The sequence below is a fragment of the Marinitoga sp. 38H-ov genome (genome assembly GCF_011057715.1).
Taxonomy (GTDB): domain Bacteria; phylum Thermotogota; class Thermotogae; order Petrotogales; family Petrotogaceae; genus Marinitoga.
Genome location: NZ_LNGH01000055.1, coordinates 1 through 17,957, shown reverse-complemented (window position 1 = coordinate 17,957; position 17,957 = coordinate 1). Strand labels below are relative to the sequence as shown.

General features: G+C 27.0%; 15 protein-coding genes. All 15 read right to left on the bottom strand.

Annotated features, from left to right (window positions below; genetic code table 11):
• Positions 1 to 65: 65 nt before the first annotated feature.
• Positions 66 to 1,226: a DUF3798 domain-containing protein gene (locus AS160_RS10880; protein ID WP_165148964.1), complete on the bottom strand. Its 1,161-nt coding sequence runs from the start codon at positions 1,224 to 1,226 to the stop codon at positions 66 to 68.
• Positions 1,227 to 1,563: 337 nt separating this feature from the next.
• Positions 1,564 to 2,775, bottom strand: coding sequence for a U32 family peptidase (locus tag AS160_RS10875; RefSeq protein WP_165148961.1), 1,212 nt, complete (start codon positions 2,773 to 2,775; stop codon positions 1,564 to 1,566).
• Positions 2,776 to 2,795: 20 nt separating this feature from the next.
• Positions 2,796 to 3,221 carry a peptidylprolyl isomerase gene (locus tag AS160_RS10870; RefSeq protein ID WP_165148958.1) on the bottom strand — a complete coding sequence of 142 codons (426 nt, stop codon included), beginning with the start codon at positions 3,219 to 3,221 and terminating at the stop codon, positions 2,796 to 2,798.
• A 1-nt stretch (position 3,222) separates the two neighbouring features.
• On the bottom strand, positions 3,223 to 4,815 hold the full coding sequence (locus AS160_RS10865; RefSeq protein WP_165148955.1) for a DEAD/DEAH box helicase: 1,593 nt from the start codon (positions 4,813 to 4,815) through the stop codon (positions 3,223 to 3,225).
• Positions 4,793 to 5,248, bottom strand: coding sequence for a type II 3-dehydroquinate dehydratase (aroQ, locus tag AS160_RS10860; protein ID WP_165148952.1), 456 nt, complete (start codon positions 5,246 to 5,248; stop codon positions 4,793 to 4,795). The genes AS160_RS10865 and aroQ overlap by 23 nt, the downstream gene beginning before the upstream one ends.
• Positions 5,249 to 5,323: 75 nt before the next feature.
• Positions 5,324 to 6,787, bottom strand: a complete 1,464-nt coding sequence (locus AS160_RS10855; RefSeq protein WP_165148949.1) for a shikimate kinase — start codon at positions 6,785 to 6,787, stop codon at positions 5,324 to 5,326.
• Entirely contained in the window at positions 6,735 to 7,829 is a 1,095-nt protein-coding gene (gene aroC / locus AS160_RS10850) for a chorismate synthase (RefSeq protein WP_165148946.1), read from the bottom strand. The genes AS160_RS10855 and aroC overlap by 53 nt, the downstream gene beginning before the upstream one ends.
• 73 nt (positions 7,830 to 7,902) lie before the next feature.
• On the bottom strand, positions 7,903 to 8,685 hold the full coding sequence (locus tag AS160_RS10845; RefSeq protein ID WP_277601317.1) for a shikimate dehydrogenase: 783 nt from the start codon (positions 8,683 to 8,685) through the stop codon (positions 7,903 to 7,905).
• The gene (locus AS160_RS10840) at positions 8,682 to 9,572 is read right to left on the bottom strand and encodes a tRNA-dihydrouridine synthase family protein (protein ID WP_165148943.1); all 891 of its coding nucleotides are present in this window, start codon (positions 9,570 to 9,572) and stop codon (positions 8,682 to 8,684) included. Before AS160_RS10840 ends, AS160_RS10845 begins: the two co-directional genes overlap by 4 nt.
• Positions 9,566 to 10,570 (bottom strand): tRNA (adenosine(37)-N6)-threonylcarbamoyltransferase complex transferase subunit TsaD, encoded by a 1,005-nt coding sequence (gene tsaD, locus AS160_RS10835; RefSeq protein ID WP_165148940.1) that lies wholly within the window; start codon positions 10,568 to 10,570, stop codon positions 9,566 to 9,568. The genes AS160_RS10840 and tsaD overlap by 7 nt, the downstream gene beginning before the upstream one ends.
• Positions 10,570 to 11,796: an ATP-dependent Clp protease ATP-binding subunit ClpX gene (gene clpX / locus AS160_RS10830; protein WP_165148937.1), complete on the bottom strand. Its 1,227-nt coding sequence runs from the start codon at positions 11,794 to 11,796 to the stop codon at positions 10,570 to 10,572. The genes tsaD and clpX overlap by 1 nt, the downstream gene beginning before the upstream one ends.
• 118 nt (positions 11,797 to 11,914) lie before the next feature.
• Positions 11,915 to 14,095, bottom strand: a complete 2,181-nt coding sequence (locus tag AS160_RS10825; RefSeq protein WP_165148934.1) for a cache domain-containing protein — start codon at positions 14,093 to 14,095, stop codon at positions 11,915 to 11,917.
• Positions 14,092 to 15,216, bottom strand: coding sequence for a 1-deoxy-D-xylulose-5-phosphate reductoisomerase (gene dxr / locus AS160_RS10820; protein WP_165148932.1), 1,125 nt, complete (start codon positions 15,214 to 15,216; stop codon positions 14,092 to 14,094). Before dxr ends, AS160_RS10825 begins: the two co-directional genes overlap by 4 nt.
• Positions 15,217 to 15,291: 75 nt before the next feature.
• The gene (locus AS160_RS10815; RefSeq protein WP_165148929.1) at positions 15,292 to 16,881 is read right to left on the bottom strand and encodes a hypothetical protein; all 1,590 of its coding nucleotides are present in this window, start codon (positions 16,879 to 16,881) and stop codon (positions 15,292 to 15,294) included.
• 14 nt (positions 16,882 to 16,895) lie between these two features.
• Positions 16,896 to 17,657: an outer membrane lipoprotein-sorting protein gene (locus AS160_RS10810; RefSeq protein WP_165148926.1), complete on the bottom strand. Its 762-nt coding sequence runs from the start codon at positions 17,655 to 17,657 to the stop codon at positions 16,896 to 16,898.
• Positions 17,658 to 17,957 lie beyond the last annotated feature (300 nt).

The window sequence follows — 17,957 nt, the reverse complement described above, 5'->3', positions numbered from 1 at the left end:
TCACTTAAAAAAGCAAATTTGTTTAATATAAGATGTGTTGGCCAAGGCCAACACATCGATAATTTTTATCTAATTTCAAAATATTTTTCAGGAACTTCCAAATCTGTCATATGTAAATAACCTTTTCCAAATACATATGTATCTTGATATACTAAGATGAAATTTTCTCTTTCAACTTCATCTGCATCTACATAGAAGCTACCATTCCATCCAGCACCTGGAGTGTATTTTCTAAATGATGCCATAACATCATCAAAATTATCAACTTCTGCAATTCCTAATACAGCTTTGATAGCTAAATCTCCTAATGCTGCTGTTGTTGTATAACCAAATGAGTATGCCCATGTTCCCATTCTTCCTGCTCCACCTTTTGCTATAACTGCTTCTTCAACTTTCTTTAAAATAGCTGGCCAATTACCTTTTTCTTCTTCAGTAAATGTAATACCTAAAGCACCTGGATAACCCATTGTAGGTGAAGGTAAATCAGCTTCTATAAAATATCCACCCAATTCTGCAATTCTTTTTAATAATGGTTCTGTATGAGCGTCATTTGTACAGAAGAAAGCTGTATTTTTACCGTATTCGTCTAACCATGCAGGAACTTTTTCTAAGATAAACTGTTGTGCTCCAGCAATACCGACATCACTAACTGGATCTGGAGAACCCATATCAACAAATTTCATTCCTAAATCTTCAGCTGCTACTTTCATTATATTTCTTCTTCTAGATAATAATTCATAACTCATATGTCTTGGGAAAGAAATGTGCATAAATGTATCTGCTCCTAACATCTTTGCAGCTTTAACAATTAAATATCCTCTTGCTACATTATCAGGAGTTACAGCAACATCTGCAACATCTGCTATCATTGTAGGATCTTCATGGGGATTACCTGCTAATAATAATATATCAGGTCTTTTTTCTCTTACTCTTCTAAATGCTTCAACCGTTCCTGGAACAGCTTGGTTAACAACTATAGCTTTTATAAGAGGATCATCTGCTAATCCGACTATTTGTGCAATAGTTGTTTCCATTTCTTGCATAAAATTGTCTGGGTATGTAACGTGGACAATCATATCTTTATACTCTTTAATAAGTTGTTCTGCTCCTCTTAGATCATCTTCAGATTGAGATACTGTACCTGTTACAACACCAATTTTAAAAAGTGGTTCTGCAAAAATTGTTAAGGAAAACACTAATAACAATACAACTAAAAACTTCTTCATACTATCCCCTCCTAAAATAAAATGTTACAAATCAGTTATTATTATAACATATTTTTTTCTTTTTGTCTATATATATGTGAAAAATATTTCAAAAGCTATCCTATAGTGAATTTTATATTAATAATACAAATTATTTTTACATAAAATAAATATTTTTAATTTCAAATGCCTTTAATGAAAAATGTATTAGAAAAATAAATAAAATAGTTTGCGATTCAATTTTGTATAAAAAAAGACTAAAATTATAAATCCTTTTTTATATTAAAAATTTTAATAATTATTTTTGATATTAATTTACAATAACTAAAAAAATAGCTCTGCATATTGCAGAGCAGAATTATAGTTTTTTTCTTAATATATCCATTTCTTCTAAATCAAGATCAACTTTAATAATCATATTTGGATTTGCTATTTCTATTTTACCTTCTTCTTGACCTTTTCTCATTTTTATCATTTCTGGCATAATCATTTTAATAGGATCGCCTTTTGGTTTTATAACTTCTATTTCATCCCCAACTTTTACTTTACTTCTAACTTCAAGAATAGATTTATTATCTTTAGATTTTCCAATGACTTTTGCAACAATATCATGAGTTTTGTTATATGATGATGAATCATAATTTTGTCCTTCAGGTCCAGGATTTCCAAAGAAAAATCCCTTAGTATATTTTCTATTACTTACAGAATTAAGCATATCCATCCACTTTGGATCATATTCGAATTTACCTTCGTAATATTTATCAATAGCTTCTCTATATACTTTAGTTACCATTGCACCATAGTATATACCTTTCATTCTTCCTTCTATTTTTAAACTATCAACTCCAGTATCTAAAATTTGATCTAAGAAATCAATTGTACATAAATCACGAGAGTTCATTATAAATGTACCTCGTTCATCCTCATAAATAGGATAGTATTCTCCAGGTCTATTTTCTTCTACTAAATGATATTTCCATCTACAAGGTTGAGCGCAAGCTCCTCTATTAGCGTCTCTACCAGTTAAATAATTACTTAATAAGCATCTTCCAGAAATAGACATACACATTGCGCCATGAACAAAAACTTCAAGTTCGACATCAGGCACTTTATCTTTAATTTCTCTAATTTCTTTCAATGAAAGTTCTCTTGCTAAAATTATTCTTTTAGCTCCCATATCTTTCCATACTTTAACACTCATCCAATTTGTATTACTTGCTTGGGTGCTCACATTTATATCTAAATTAGTATTTTCTCTAACTACTTTAAATACACCTAAATCAGCAACTATTACTGCATCTACGCCTGCTGACTCTAAAAATTTTGCATAATCAGCTACTTTGTCAATTTCATTATTATGTGCAATAATATTTAAAGTTACATAAATTTTTTTACCTAATGAATGAGCGTAATTAACAGCTTCTATAATCTCTTCATTTGAAAAATTCCCCGCTAATGCTCTTAAATTGAAAAATTTTCCGCCAAGGTAAGCTGCATCAGCACCGTAGCGGAAAACCATTTTTAATTTTTCCATATTACCAGCGGGGGAAAGTAGTTCTACTTTTTTCATAGTCTTTCCTCCCAGTGATTTTAATTAATTTCTACAATTTCGATTTCAAATGTTAAATCTTTTCCTGCTAAAGGATGATTAGTATCCATTTTTACTATTTCATCTGTAACTTCTAATATTTTTGCTAAAAATACATTACCAGATTGATCGCCTAATTGAACAGTTTGTCCCAAAGCTTCATCAATATTTGGTGGGAAACTTTGTCTTGGTAATTCAAATACTTTTTCTTCTGAATACTCTCCATATGCTTCTTCAGAAGGGATAGTAAATGTTTTCTTTTCTCCAACTTCCATATCCATAACAGCCTTATCAAATCCTGGTATTACTTGTCCAGCACCTGCTGTAAATTCTAATGGTTCTCTTCCTTCAGATGAATCGAAAACACTCCCATCACTTAATGTCCCTTTATAGTGTAATTTTACAACACTTCCTTTTTGTACTTTCATATTATTCCGCCTTTCTCTTTTTTTCTTTAGCCTTTGATATTATAGGCTTTCTACCTCTTTTTTTCATTTTAAATGCCTGTAAAATAATTTCAGCTTCTTCAAATGGCACAGTCATAAATGAGAACTTATCAAGTATTCTAACATCTTTTAGATATATATTTTGTAAATTTGTATACTCTTTTATCATATTTTTTAATTTTTCTATTGTTAAATCATCATCTCTACCTAAAGCTACAAATAATCTTGTTTTCCCTTTTTTATCTACAGAAGATACTTCTTTAATCTCCCTATAATTTCTTTCATCTAACTCATCTTGGAATGCATATTTTAAAACAGCTGCAAGAACTTCTTCTGGATTATTATCTTCAAGCATTTCTTTAGCTAATTTTAAATAATTCTCATATGCATTATGTTCTAAAATAGAATTAATTTCATTCTTAATTCTTAATTTTTTTGTTTCAATAACGTCTTTAACTTTTGGAATTGGCATTTTTTTAATATTACTTTTTGAAATTCTTTTAATAAATAATAATTTTCTATATTCTTCTGGAGTTACAAATGTTATAGCAGTTCCTTCTTTCCCGGCTCTACCAGTTCTTCCGATTCTATGAACATATGATTCCGGATTTTGAGGTAATGAATAATTAATTACATGTGTTAAATCGTTAATATCTATACCCCTTGCTGCAACATCAGTAGCTACAAGAATATTTGCTCTTTTTGATTTAAATTTCTTCAAAATTCTTTCTCTTTGATATTGGGATAAATCACCGTGTAACGCTTCAGCACTATAGCCTCTATCAATTAACCTATTAGATACTGTATCAACATCTACTTTTGTTCTACAAAAAACAAGACCATAAAATTCTGGTTCAATATCTATTATTCTACATAATGCTTCAAATTTGTCTTGTTCAGATACTTCAAAGTAAATTTGTTCAGTTAATTCTGTAGTTAATTGTTCTGGTTTTACAGATATAATCTTATAATTCTTCATATGTTTTTTTGCTAATGAAATAATTCTTGAAGGCATTGTAGCAGAAAAAAGTAATATTTGCCTATCATTTGGAGCGTTAGATAAAATTTCTTCTACATCATCAATAAATCCCATATCTAGCATTTCATCTGCTTCATCAAGAATAAAATATTTTACATAACTTAAATCTAAAGTTCTTCTTTTGATATGATCTAATACTCTTCCAGGTGTTCCAACAACAACATCAACACCTTTTTTTAACCTACTAATTTGATTTTCAATTGATTGACCACCATAAATGGGTAATACATTTAACTTGTTGTTACCTTTTAAAGAATTAATTTCTTCAGCTACTTGAACAGCTAATTCCCTTGTTGGAGTTAAAATTATAGCTTTTACTTTTTTAGATGGTTTTAATTTTTCAATTAAAGGTAATCCAAAAGCAGCTGTTTTACCAGTTCCAGTTTGAGCTTGCCCAATTACGTCAACATTTTCTTGTAATAATAACGGTATAACCTTTTCTTGTATTGGAGTTGGTTCCTCAAACCCTTTCTTTTTCAATGCTTTTAACGTTGTTTCTGATAAACCTAGTTTTTCAAACTTTTCTAATTTTACCATTTTCTACCTCTTTCCATAATAATTTTTTTAGATAATCCAATGCCAGGATATATCCATCGAGTCCTAACCCTGTAATTTGTCCATCACAAACAGGGGCTATTACACTATTTTTTCTAAAATCTTCTCTTTTATATATATTAGAAATATGCAATTCTATTTTTGGTATATTTAAAATTTCGAGAGCATCTCTAATCGCATAACTATAATGTGTATAAGCACCTGCATTAATAATGAGCCCTTTAAAGTCCATTTTTTGAAGTCTATCAATTATTTCCCCTTCGCAATTTGACTGAAAAATATCGACAGGTATTCCATTTCTTTCTGACCATTTTTTTATCTCAAATAATAAATCTTCATAAGAAAATAGTCCATATATACTTTTTGGGCGTTTCCCTAACATATTAAGGTTAGGACCATTCACTACTAATATCATATCACAAAACCCTCTCTTTTTATTTTGTTTTTTAGTATCTTAACTCAAACTTCCTTATATTGTTACTACATATTTTTAATATTTGTTTTTTATATGTTTTAAATTGATATTTTTTAATTTAAATTTTCCTACTTCTTCAATAACTGGAATAGTTATCTCCTCTTTTGATATAATTTTTTTATCTTGATATATATATTTTATTAAATTTTCATTATTAATTTCCATATTTAAAATATTTCTTGGAATAATTTTATTTAAAAAATCTAAAATATATTCTTTATCTTTTAAATTTGTACTAAAAAATTCTAATTCTTTTATTAATCCCCATCCTACAGAAAGTCCATGTGGAATATTTGTATAACTTTCAAAAGCATGTCCAAATGTGTGTCCTAAATTCAAAGCTTTTCTTATATTTTTATCATATGGATCTTTTGAAACAATATCCAATTTTACTTTAACTGCATATTTTATTATTTTTATTAAAGTATTTAAATCTCTTTTTTTTATCTTTTCTATATTATCAATAAAAAGATTAATATTTCCATCTATTAAAGAAACTTTGAAAGCCTCAATTATTCCTTCAATATAATTCTCTTCTTTTAAAGATATAATACTTAAAGGATCTATTATAACTTTTTCAGGTTTATAGAATGTTCCTATAACATTTTTTATTTTATCAAGATTAACAGCTGTTTTGCCACCTAAAGCTGCATCAACTTGTGCTAATAATGTTGTAGGATAAAATATTATTTTAACTCCTCTTTTAAAGGTAGCTCCAACATATCCTATCAAATCAGTTACTGTGCCTCCACCTACTGCTATTAATGAATCTGATCTATTTATTTCTTTTTCTATTAAATATCTATATAATATGTCTAAATTATCAAAGTTTTTTATTTTCTCTCCATCATCTAAAACATATGGACAGTTAAAATAATCTCCATATATTCTATTTACGCTATTACTTACAAAAATATTTTTTTCATTTTTTAAGTTTTCTAGCCCTTTAGTCTTTAAAATAACAGATTGAAAATCATTTTCTATAATTTCCTCATTGTTCTCAGTAATATAATATAATATTTTTGCTGCAGATTCATATACACTTAAATTCGATAAATTTACTTTTTCAAATTGATTGTATAAATCTTTTCTATCTTCCCAAATTTCAAATAATTTATTTTTTCCATTTTTTAATAATGGTCTATTTTTTATATCCACTCTTTCTAATATCTCTTCTATAGGTACATACAAAAACAAAGTTTTATATTTTTTTAAAAACTCTCTATTTATTTTTTTTAATATTATTCCTCCACCAGTAGATATAATAGCATCATTATCTTTCATTTGAAATAAAAGATTACTTTCTATTTCTCTAAAATAATTTTCACCTTTTTTAGAAAAAATATCTGATATTTTCATATTTTCTTTTTTCTCAATTTCTTCATCTAAATCTATGAATCTTTTATTTAAAATTTCACTTAATACTTTACCTATTGTTGTCTTTCCACAACCCATCATTCCAATTAAAAATATTGGCACTATTATACCTCCTGATAATCTCATCAAAATTATCATTACCAAATCTTTCTAAAATACTTTCCATTAAAATTAAAGATAATGCGTTTTCAAAAATAACCACACTAGCTGGAACTATTGTAATATCAGATCTTATGTATGGAGCATCAACTTCATTTAATGTTTTTAAATCAATAGATTTTAAAGGATTCCCAAGTGTAGGTATTGGTTTTAAAAAAACAGTTATTTCAATATCTTCTCCATTTGTAATTCCAGCTTCAATACCTCCAGCATTATTTGTTTTTCTTTTGATTTTATTATTTTTTATATAAAACTCATCATGATATTCTTTACCTGAAAGCGAAAAATCATCATTTCCTATTATTAATCCTTTTACTGAAGGTATAGCCATAAATAATTTTCCAATTTTTGAATCTAATTTTTCACAAATATTTGAGTATCCTCCTATACCTGGAATTATATTTTGAGCAATAATTTTTACGCTTCCGCCAAGAGTATTTCCTTCTCTTTTAGCTTTATCAATTTCTTCTTCCATTAATTTGTTTATTTTCTCATTTGGGAGGTTTATAGAAGAAATAAAGTCATTTTTTATTCTTCCTATAGATTTTACATAACCAAACACTCTAATGTTTAATTTTTCTAAGAATTGCTTTGCAATGGCTCCAAGAGCAGTTAATACTACAGTCCATCTTGCACTATTTCTTTCTGTATATATATTTAAATCTGGTAATTTATATTTCATATAAGCACTAAAGTCGCCATGTCCGGGTCTTGGTATGCTTCTTGTTTCTTTTTCTGTATTTTTCCCATTATTTGTTATTTTTAATGTAATAGGAGCTCCTGTTGTATAACCTTTCCAAATTCCTGAAATTATTTCAACTTTATCAGCTTCAATTTCCATTCTCTTTCCACGACCATATGTATTTTGTCGTCTTTTTAAATCATTATTGATTTTTTCAGTATCTATTTCTAAACCTGCTGGAATTCCAATTAATGTACCAATCATCTCTTTTCCGTGTGAATCGCCAGAAATAATATAATCCATTTTATCAACCTCATTCATATATCATTAAAAATTAGCTTTGAGAATCTCTCAAAGCTAATTATATCACATGAAATTATAGAATTATAGAATTAAATACTTGTTTAAATATTTTTTCATCATACATATTCCAAATTTTTAAATTTTGTATAGCTTGTTGATACCACATTTCTTTTCCGTTTATTGTTTTAATTCCTAATAATTCAGCTTCTTTTTGTAATGGTGTATGAAAATATACAACATCATATACTAAACTAATATTATTATGTAATTTTACGGGTATTTTTTCATTAAACATACCTAACGATGTTGTGTTAATAAAAATATTTGCGTTTTTTATTTCTGAATTTAATTTTTCATATTCTATTACTTTAATATCTAATTTCTTAAAAAATAATTTTTTTAATTCAATTGCTTTTTCATATGTTCTATTTACTAAACATAATTTATCTACACCTAATTTATGTAATCCATATAAAACTGCTTTAGCGGCACCACCTGCTCCAAAAACTAATATATTTCCATCTAATTTTTCGTTTATAGAATTATAAAACCCTATCCAATCGGTGTTATATCCCATATTATTATGAATAGTGTTAATAGCTTCTAAGAAAACAGCACTTTCATTTGCATAATCTAAATATTTAAAAATTCTTTCCTTAAAAGGTATAGTGATATTCAAACCATAATATTTTTCTAATATACCTTTTATTTCATTATCAAATATATTTGGATGAATATTTATACCCTCATATATAGCATTAATATTTACTTTTTTAAAATATTCATTAAAAACCATTTCGGATAAACTTGTTTTTTTGGGATATTGTATTATTCCTAATTGTAAAATATTAATCACTCCAATATATTTACAATATTTATTAAATCATTATATGTATATAAATAAGGGATTTTTTTTCTAATTTCTCTAGCATTTTTCATTCCTTTTGTATAACCTATAAAAATTTTTTTGAATCTTCTAATAGCTTTTTCTTCTCCATGTTCATTAATCATTAAATTAGCATGTTTTAATATAACTTTTTTTATTTCATTTATGTCAGGCGTAATATTTGAGAATATCCATGGATTTCCTATACTTCCTCTAGCGATAACAACAAAATCAGCCATATATTTTTCCATAACAATTTTTGCATCATCATATGAGTAGATATCACCGCTAGCACCTAATGGGATTTCACATATTTTTTTTAAATCATTAAACCTATTCCAATTTGCTTTGCCGGAATACAATTGTTTCTGTGTCCTTGCATGAACAATAACATAATCTGCTTTATTTTTTTGAACAACTTCTATTATTTTCTCTGCATAATCCTCTTCAAAACCTAATCTTATTTTTACGCCAACAGGTTTATCAATATTCTCTTTTAATGCTTTTATTATATCACCTAATTTATTTAAATCTTTTAAAAGTGCAGAACCTGCCCCTTTTTTTATAACCTTTTTCACAGGACATCCGGCATTAATATCTATCCAATTACCCTTGTTTTGAACTAATTTTGCAGCTTGTATAAAACTGTTTATATTAGATCCAAATAACTGAATTCCAATATTTTCCTCATTTTCTTTTGGTAACATATTAAAGCTTTCTTTTTTATCTCTTATTAATGCTTCTATACTAATCATTTCTGTAAAAGAAAATTCTGATCCATATTCTCTACAGATTTCTCTATATGAGAAATCTGTATAATCTGCCATTGGAGCTAAACCTATCTTGCCTTTTAACATATATCTTTCAACCCCAAATTAGGCATTGCATCTAATTTTAAATCTGCAAATTTATTTCTAATATATTTTTCATATGCTGCTCTTGCTATCATTAAGGCATTATCTGTACATAAATTTAATGGTGGAAAATAAATGTTTAATTTATTATTTTTTTCTTGTTCTTCATTTATTTTTTTTCTTAAATACGAATTAGCCGCTACTCCACCAGCTATAATAATATTATTAACTTTTAAATCTTTAGAAGCTTTAATTGTTTTATGTATTAATGTATCTATTAAAGCTTTTTGAAAAGACGCCGCAACATCTTCTATCTTATAATTTTTATTTTCTTTTGTAAAATATAACAATGATGTTTTTAAACCGCTAAAACTAAAATCATAACCTTTATGATATAAAGGTCTAGGAAAATCATAAATAGGATCACCATTTTGAGCTAATTTATCAATTTTAGGACCACCTGGATATCCTAAATTTAGCATTCTTGCAACCTTATCAAATGCCTCTCCTGCAGCATCGTCCATAGTTTGACCTACTATTTCAAAATGCAAAAAATCTTTTGCATGCAAAATCATAGTATGTCCACCAGATACGAGTAACACCAAAAATGGAGGTTTTAATTCTGGGAAAGCTAAAAAATTTGCATATATATGACCATATAAATGATTTACACCTATCAAAGGTTTATTTAAATTTAAAGCTAACCCTTTTGCAAAGTTTAATCCTATAAGCAAAGCCCCGACTAAACCGGGGCCATATGTAACTGCTATTGCAGATATTTCTTCTGGTTTGATGTTTGCTTCTGAAAAAGCCTTTTCTGTTAATTTGTTTAAATAATTTAAATGTTTTCTAGATGCAATTTCAGGTACAACTCCACCAAAAATTTTATGTATATCAATTTGAGAAACAACTAAATGTGATAAGACTTCATTTTTTCCTTTTAATATAGCAACTGCTGTTTCATCACATGAAGTTTCAATAGAGAAAATAATAGGTTCCATTATGCACTCTCCCGTTCGATCATTATGGGTTCCTTTTCTCCTTTAACAACATTTTCATCTATAATAATTTTTTCTACTATTCCTTTTTTATTAGGAGCTTCAAACATAATATCTAACATTACATCTTCAAATACACTTTTTAAAGCTCTTGCACCAGTACCTTTTTTCAATGCAACCTTTGCAATTTCTAGTAATGCATCATCTGTAAATTCTAATTTGATTCCATCTAATTCTAACATTTTTTGATATTGCTTTAATATAGCGTTTTTTGGCTCTTTTATGATTTTTACTAAATCTTCAGCGCTTAAATCTCCTAATGTTGTAACAACAGGAAATCTACCTACAAATTCTGGTATTAATCCAAAATGAACTAAATCATCTTGAGTTACATTCTTTAATAATTCTCCTAGTTTCATATCATTTTTGCTTTTTACTTCAGTTCCAAAGCCCATAGTTGTTGTTAAAATTCTTTGTTTGATTATTTCATCAAGCCCATCAAATGCTCCGCCAGCTATAAATAATATATTTGATGTGTCTACTTTAATAAATTCTTGATATGGATGTTTTCTTCCACCTTGTGGCGGTACATTAGCAACAGTTCCTTCGACTATTTTTAATAATGCTTGTTGAACACCTTCACCAGAAACATCCCTTGTAATAGAAGGATTTGGTGATTTTCGAGTAATTTTATCAATTTCATCTATATATATAATTCCCATTTGTGCCTTTTTAGGATCATAATTTGCTGATTGCAATAATCGCAAAATAATATTTTCAACGTCTTCACCCACATACCCTGCTTCTGTTAATGGTGTAGCATCTGCAATTGCAAAAGGCACTCCTAATACTTTAGCTAATACTCTAGCCATTAAAGTTTTACCTGTACCTGTTGGACCAATCATTAAAACATTTGATTTTTCTATTTCCACATCATCATGTTTATTTCCATAAAATACACGTTTATAATGATTATACACAGCTACAGATAATGTTTTTTTTGCTTGTTCTTGCCCAATAACATATTTATCAAGTTCTGCTTTAATTTCAACAGGTGTTGGTAATTTTATATCATTATCTTTTATTTCTTCATTATTAGAATATTTTTCTTCAATTAAATCAGAAAATAAATCTACACATTCATTACAAATATATACTCCTGGCCCTGCTATTAAAGTTTCTACCTTACTTGCTGGACGTCCACAAAATGAACAATGTTTATCTTTCATATTTGAATCCTCCTACTTTTTTATTTCAAATTATTTTAACATTATCATATGGAATTTTCAAGACATTTTATTAATATTTAGTTACTTATATAATAAAAAAGCTGTGGAATACCCACAGCTAAATTTTAAATCTATTTATTGCTAATTCTAATTTATTTATAGTTTCTGATAATTCGTTTGATATTTTTTGTAATTCATCACTTCTTATCTCAATATTTTTGAAATTATCTTTTGATTCTCTAATCTGTTCATTAACATTAACAACATTCTTTGATGCTTGATCCATGGCAGCGGCCATTTCTTCTGTTGAAGCGCTTTGTTCTTCTGAACTTGAAGCTAAACTATCAACCATGCTCACAATATTTTCAATAGTGTATTTAATATTATTAAATTCAACAGATACTTCTTCGCTTTTTGTAGTGACTTTTTCGATAATAGATGACATTGATAAGGATTTTTCAGTAACTGCATCAGCCTCGTTTTTAATCCCTTTAAGTAAATCAGAGATAGTTTCGGTTGCTTTTCTTGTTTCCTCTGCTAATTTTCTAATTTCATCTGCAACAACAGCAAAACCCTTTCCTGCCTCTCCAGCTCTTGCAGCTTCTATTGCAGCATTTAATGCTAATAAATTAGTTTGCTCAGCAATATTTACTATTGTATCAACAATTTCGCCAATATTAGCTGATTTATCCTGTAATTCCTTTACTTTTTTTGCATTATCATTAGCAGCGATTTTTGCTTCATTTGTTATGCTTTTAATTTCATTAATACTATTTTCTCCAACTAAAATGGATTTTTCAACATTGTTGCTCTTTTCACTCAAATCTTGTGCAGAGGAACTTACCATTTGTGCTGCTGATGCAATTTCTTCAATACCTGATGTGGTTTCTTCTATAGAAGAAGCTGCATTGTCTGATTCATTTAGTGCGTTTTCAAGGTATTTTTCAACATTATCTACTATTATTTGTAATTCATTTGAACTTTCAATTATTTTATTTTTTTCTTCATTTACTTTTTCATTTTCTTTAATTAAAGATACAACTAATTCTTTTAATGATTTTCTCATGTTTTCTAAAGAATGTTCTAATAATCCCATTTCGGTATTTGAAGTAACTTTTATTTCTTTAGTTAAATCACCTTTTTCAATATTGTTTATTTCTTCAACTAATTTATGAACTTTAGATGAAATTAATTTTTTTATGACGATACTAATAACTATTATAATAACAACAATAGCAATTACTAATGAAATAATATTATTTAAAGTTGCTTTATATAATGGTTGATAAATTTCATCCTCATATACAGCAAGAACAACATATAAGTCATCAACATTTTTTACATAAGCGATCTTTTTATATAATTTCTTTGAATTATTTTTAGGGTACATGTATTCATAGAAACCATTTTTTGTTTCAATAGCTAATTGTGAAATTAACTTACCTGAAATAGGATCCTTTGAAGATGAATTTATTCCAATTTTAGATTTATCTTTATACATAAAATATGATCCATCTTTATTATATATTATTGGATATGTGTTATCTCCAATATACGAAGTTTTATATAATTCTTCATATAATGCATTTTTAAATTCATTCTTTTTTTCATTAATCTTTTTATCAATTTCATCAATATATACTCCTGTTCCTATTATCCATTTAAATTCTGGTATCCAAAAAGACACGCCTAATTTTGGAAAAACTTTGTTTTGATCTTCGCTGGGTTTTTGAAAATAGTATGTAAGAACACCACTATCATTATTGCTATATGCATCTTTTGCTTTTTTAATAAGTTCTCTAACAATATAAATGCCAGTTTTATCTTGTAAATCATATAAATTTTTACCTTCTAAAGATGGATTAGCGGCATGCATAATATTTATACCATTTTCATCAAAAATAAAATAATATCCTTGATTATTGTCAAATCGTATTTTTCTAATTTCATTTTTAATGGCATTAATAGTTTCGTCTTTTGACATATTACCATTTTTCATTTCATTAATATAGTAATAAACTATGCTCTTGGCGCTATCATTTAATGATTTTAATCTATTTATTTCGTCATTTTTTAATGTTTCTTCTAAATTTGTTAAACCATTTTTGAATGTTTGTATTGTAACAGCAATATTTTCTACACTTTGTTTCATTATACCTTCTTCAACATAATTGTCTGTTAAATTTTTTAAATTATTATAAGATAAAATTCCGTTGAATAAAAATGCCGTTATAACAACTACAGATAGCGATAATAAAGCTTTAAATAAAATACCTTGATGAAATCTTACTTTTCTCATAATATCAACCCTCTCGAATAATATTTTACTTCATAATCTAGGGTTATTATATCATAAAAATCATAAATTTTTACATTTGTATTAATAAATTTATCAATCGATTGATAAATTAATTTATAAATATCTGTATATTTAATTTTCCTTTCTAAAAATAATTGTACAGCAACTTCATCTGCTGCATTATATACAATTTGCAATTTTTGATCTCCTAAAATATCAAAAGCTAATTTCAAAGCAGGGTATCTATTATAATCCACATTTTCAAATTTAATTGATTCTAAGGTTAGATCGGGATAAATATATTCATATATTCTTTCTGGATAAGTAATAGAGTATGCAATAGGAATTTTCATACTTGGAATCCCATAATGAAATTTCATAACTCCATCTGGATATCCTACAATCGCATGTATATGACTATTTCTGTTAATTACTACATCGATATTTTCTTTCTTTAAATTAAATAGATGGTATGCTTCTATAACTTCAAGTCCTTTATTTACCATAGTTGCAGAATCTACTGTAATTCTTTTTCCCATTGACCAAACTGGATGATTTAATACATCCTCTACTTTAACCTCATCCAATTTTTCTATAGGCCAATCTCTTAGTGCTCCACCAGATGCTGTAATAATTATTTTTGAAGGTGTAGAATCTCCATGGTTTAGTTGGAATAATGCACTATGCTCACTATCTACTGGTATTATTTCAGTATTATTTTTCATAGCAAAATCTAACAGCATCTTTCCTCCACAAACTATAGATTCTTTATTTGCTAATCCTACCCTTTTTGAAACCTCTATTGCTTTTAATGTATGTTTTATTCCTATAGAACCTCCAGTTGCAACTAAAACAAAGTCTGGTTTAGATTTTTCTAGCATTTCTATTGTTGAGTCTTTTCCTGTTAATATTTTTGTTCCATTAAAATTCTCAAGTTTTGCATTTTCGAGAGCCGCATATTCTGGTTTCCATTTTTTTATTATATCTAACATTTTGTTTTTATTACTACCAGCGCTTATTCCCACTAACTTAAAATTATAATTTTTAGATTTTAAAAATTCTAAAACCTCTAAAGTTTGTGTTCCTATTGATCCTGTTACTCCTGTTATAGCTATTCTCATTATCAACACTCCTTGTTATTTCTGAATTGATATTATATTATAACATAAAAATAAAAGAGCCAAATTTCTGGCTCTTTAGAAATAAGTTTTGAAGCTTAAAGAAATAGAATTTAAATTTTCATATTGTTTTATAGAATGTTCATTATCTTCTGCGTATGCGTAATTTATTTTAATTGAGGGTTCAAAATTATCTATTCCTGAATAAGAAAGTTTTATGTTTGTCATATATCCTGGTTTGTATTCGTCATTAATTTTAGAAAAAGCTACTAATCCTAAACCTTCTATAGCAATATTTGAGTATTTTGCTTTAATGTACGTATCTCCGCCAAATGAAATATGATCCTTTAATTCTTCTGTTGGTAATCCATTAAATCCTTCTATTCCAATTGTTAAATCTTCGCCTTTTGTATATTCTATACCAGCAACTGCTTTTGCATAATATTTATCAAATATATCTATATTTGTTGAATTTGTTGTTATTGTTGTTTCTGTTGGTTGTAAAGTATCTGGAACATAATAACTGGTGTTTACTATTGTATAAGTTTTTTCTGGCATAATAAACGCTGCTTCCCCATGATAACTAATAGAATCAAAGAAATTTGACACACCTTGTATATCTAAAGTAACAGAATTTCTTGATGGTCTATACATTACTGTATTTGATACACCTGTTCCATTATCAGAATATTTTATATCTATTTTTTCTGGTACCATAAAATGGTAATGGTCATGTACAAATCCCATTTTTAAATCATATCCCAAAATATTAAAAGAGATTTTTGCTGCGTAATTCATATTTTTTGCATTTAATTCATCTATATTTGTTGATTCAGCAGTTATTGTATTAATTTCATAAGTTGATGGTAATGTCATCAATGTTTGACCAGCATATATTTCATAAATTTGTTCATCTGACAATCCAACATTTTTTAATAATAAAGGATTGTTTAGCATAGTATTTATTGTATTTAGATCTAATCCATTAGCTATTAATTGATTAATAAGTTCTTCTGTTGCATTTTCAACCTCTTTTTTACTTTCAGTAAATTGATAAGTTAATGTTACAGCATTTTCGTAAATAATATTTTCATTTATATTTTTTGGATACAAAACAAAATCAGATATATTATCATATGTTTCAGGGATTATGGTTAAATCATATACATAATCACCTAAATAACCATTTATGTTAATTCCTTCAACTGGTAATGCTTTATAATTTTCAAATGGATTTAATCCATCATGTGCGCTTAATAAAACTGAAGGACTATATAATGTTGAGCTGCCATTATTTAAAATAAATCTTCCAAATCTTACAGTTGCTTCATCGAAATATATATCAGCATATGCTTCATTTAAAACATATAACATCCATGGTACATTAGGTTTTATTAAGTACATTTCCGAAGGGAAAATCATTGAATAATTATTAATATCAAAATCAAAATATGTTTTTCCATTTTTTAATTTGAATAAATCAAGAGATAATTTGTAATATAATGTGTCTAAAGAATTTTCAAAAGATAAATTTGCTTTTAAACCACTTATTGTAGTTGATGCATCTTTTGAGAAATTATATCCATAAAAATATTGCAAATCGCCATTGAATCCCAAAATTACTACTGTTGAGAGTATCATTAAAAATATAAAAAGTCTTTTTCTCATCTTTTACACCCCCATCATTTATATTTTAATATTGGGTTTGATATGTTTCTTCTATCAAAAAATTTCTTTGTAATTGGTATATCAAATTCCACTTCTTTTATTTCTAAAATTGTAGAATGATTTTCTTCTAAATTATTTAATGTAATATTTGTTGCTAATATATGACCATTAAAATCTTTTTCATTTTCAAAAGTCATAACTTTTATTAGTTTATTTTCATGATTGTAAAACTCAATTTTTTTAAATAACATATGTTCTTTTTTTATTGTCATAATTATTTTTGCATAATCATTATCCTTTTCATGTGGAATAACTTCTACAATATATTCTGTTCTTGTTTCTTTTATTAAATTTGCATCATAATCTCCTGTTTGTTCATTATATAATAATGAAATATCATTATATTTAAAATCTGAACCTACAAAATTCCCATTTTTTGCTCCACCAGATATTCTTTTAGTTTTTCTATATGCAGGCATGTATAAGTATATTTCATCATCTGATAATGTTAATAAAGTGATGTTTTTAACTTCAGATGGTTTGTTGAATCTTACTAAAGCTAATGAATCATCACCATCATGCATCAAGTACATATCAAATTCTCTTTCTCTGATATTACCATTAGCATCTTTTAATTTCATTATTACCAAGGATTTTTCTGTTTTAAAGTTATCATGTTCATCTTTTACATTATCAAGAACTTCTTGACCTGTAATTGCAAAGGTTAAAGAAAATAAAACTAGAATAAATGCTAACAATGAAAATCTTTTTTTCATAATCTTACCTCCTCGTGTATAATGTTTTCATATAATTAATAAATCTGATATTTATTTTTAAAAAAATAATTCTAACTCTGAGTTATTATATAACTAAAGTAATTCTGTCACCTCCTGCACTTAAGTGCCTTGAATAGTCTGACTAACTTTGGTATATAAGTTGAATTGCTACCGGAGAATGAGCTATAGCTCTTACATATAACGAGGCTCTTTTCTTATATACCCAGAGTTAGAATCTAATTCTGAAAGGTTGTGTTTCTATGTTGTTTGTTGGTATCGATGTTTCTAAAGATAAACTTT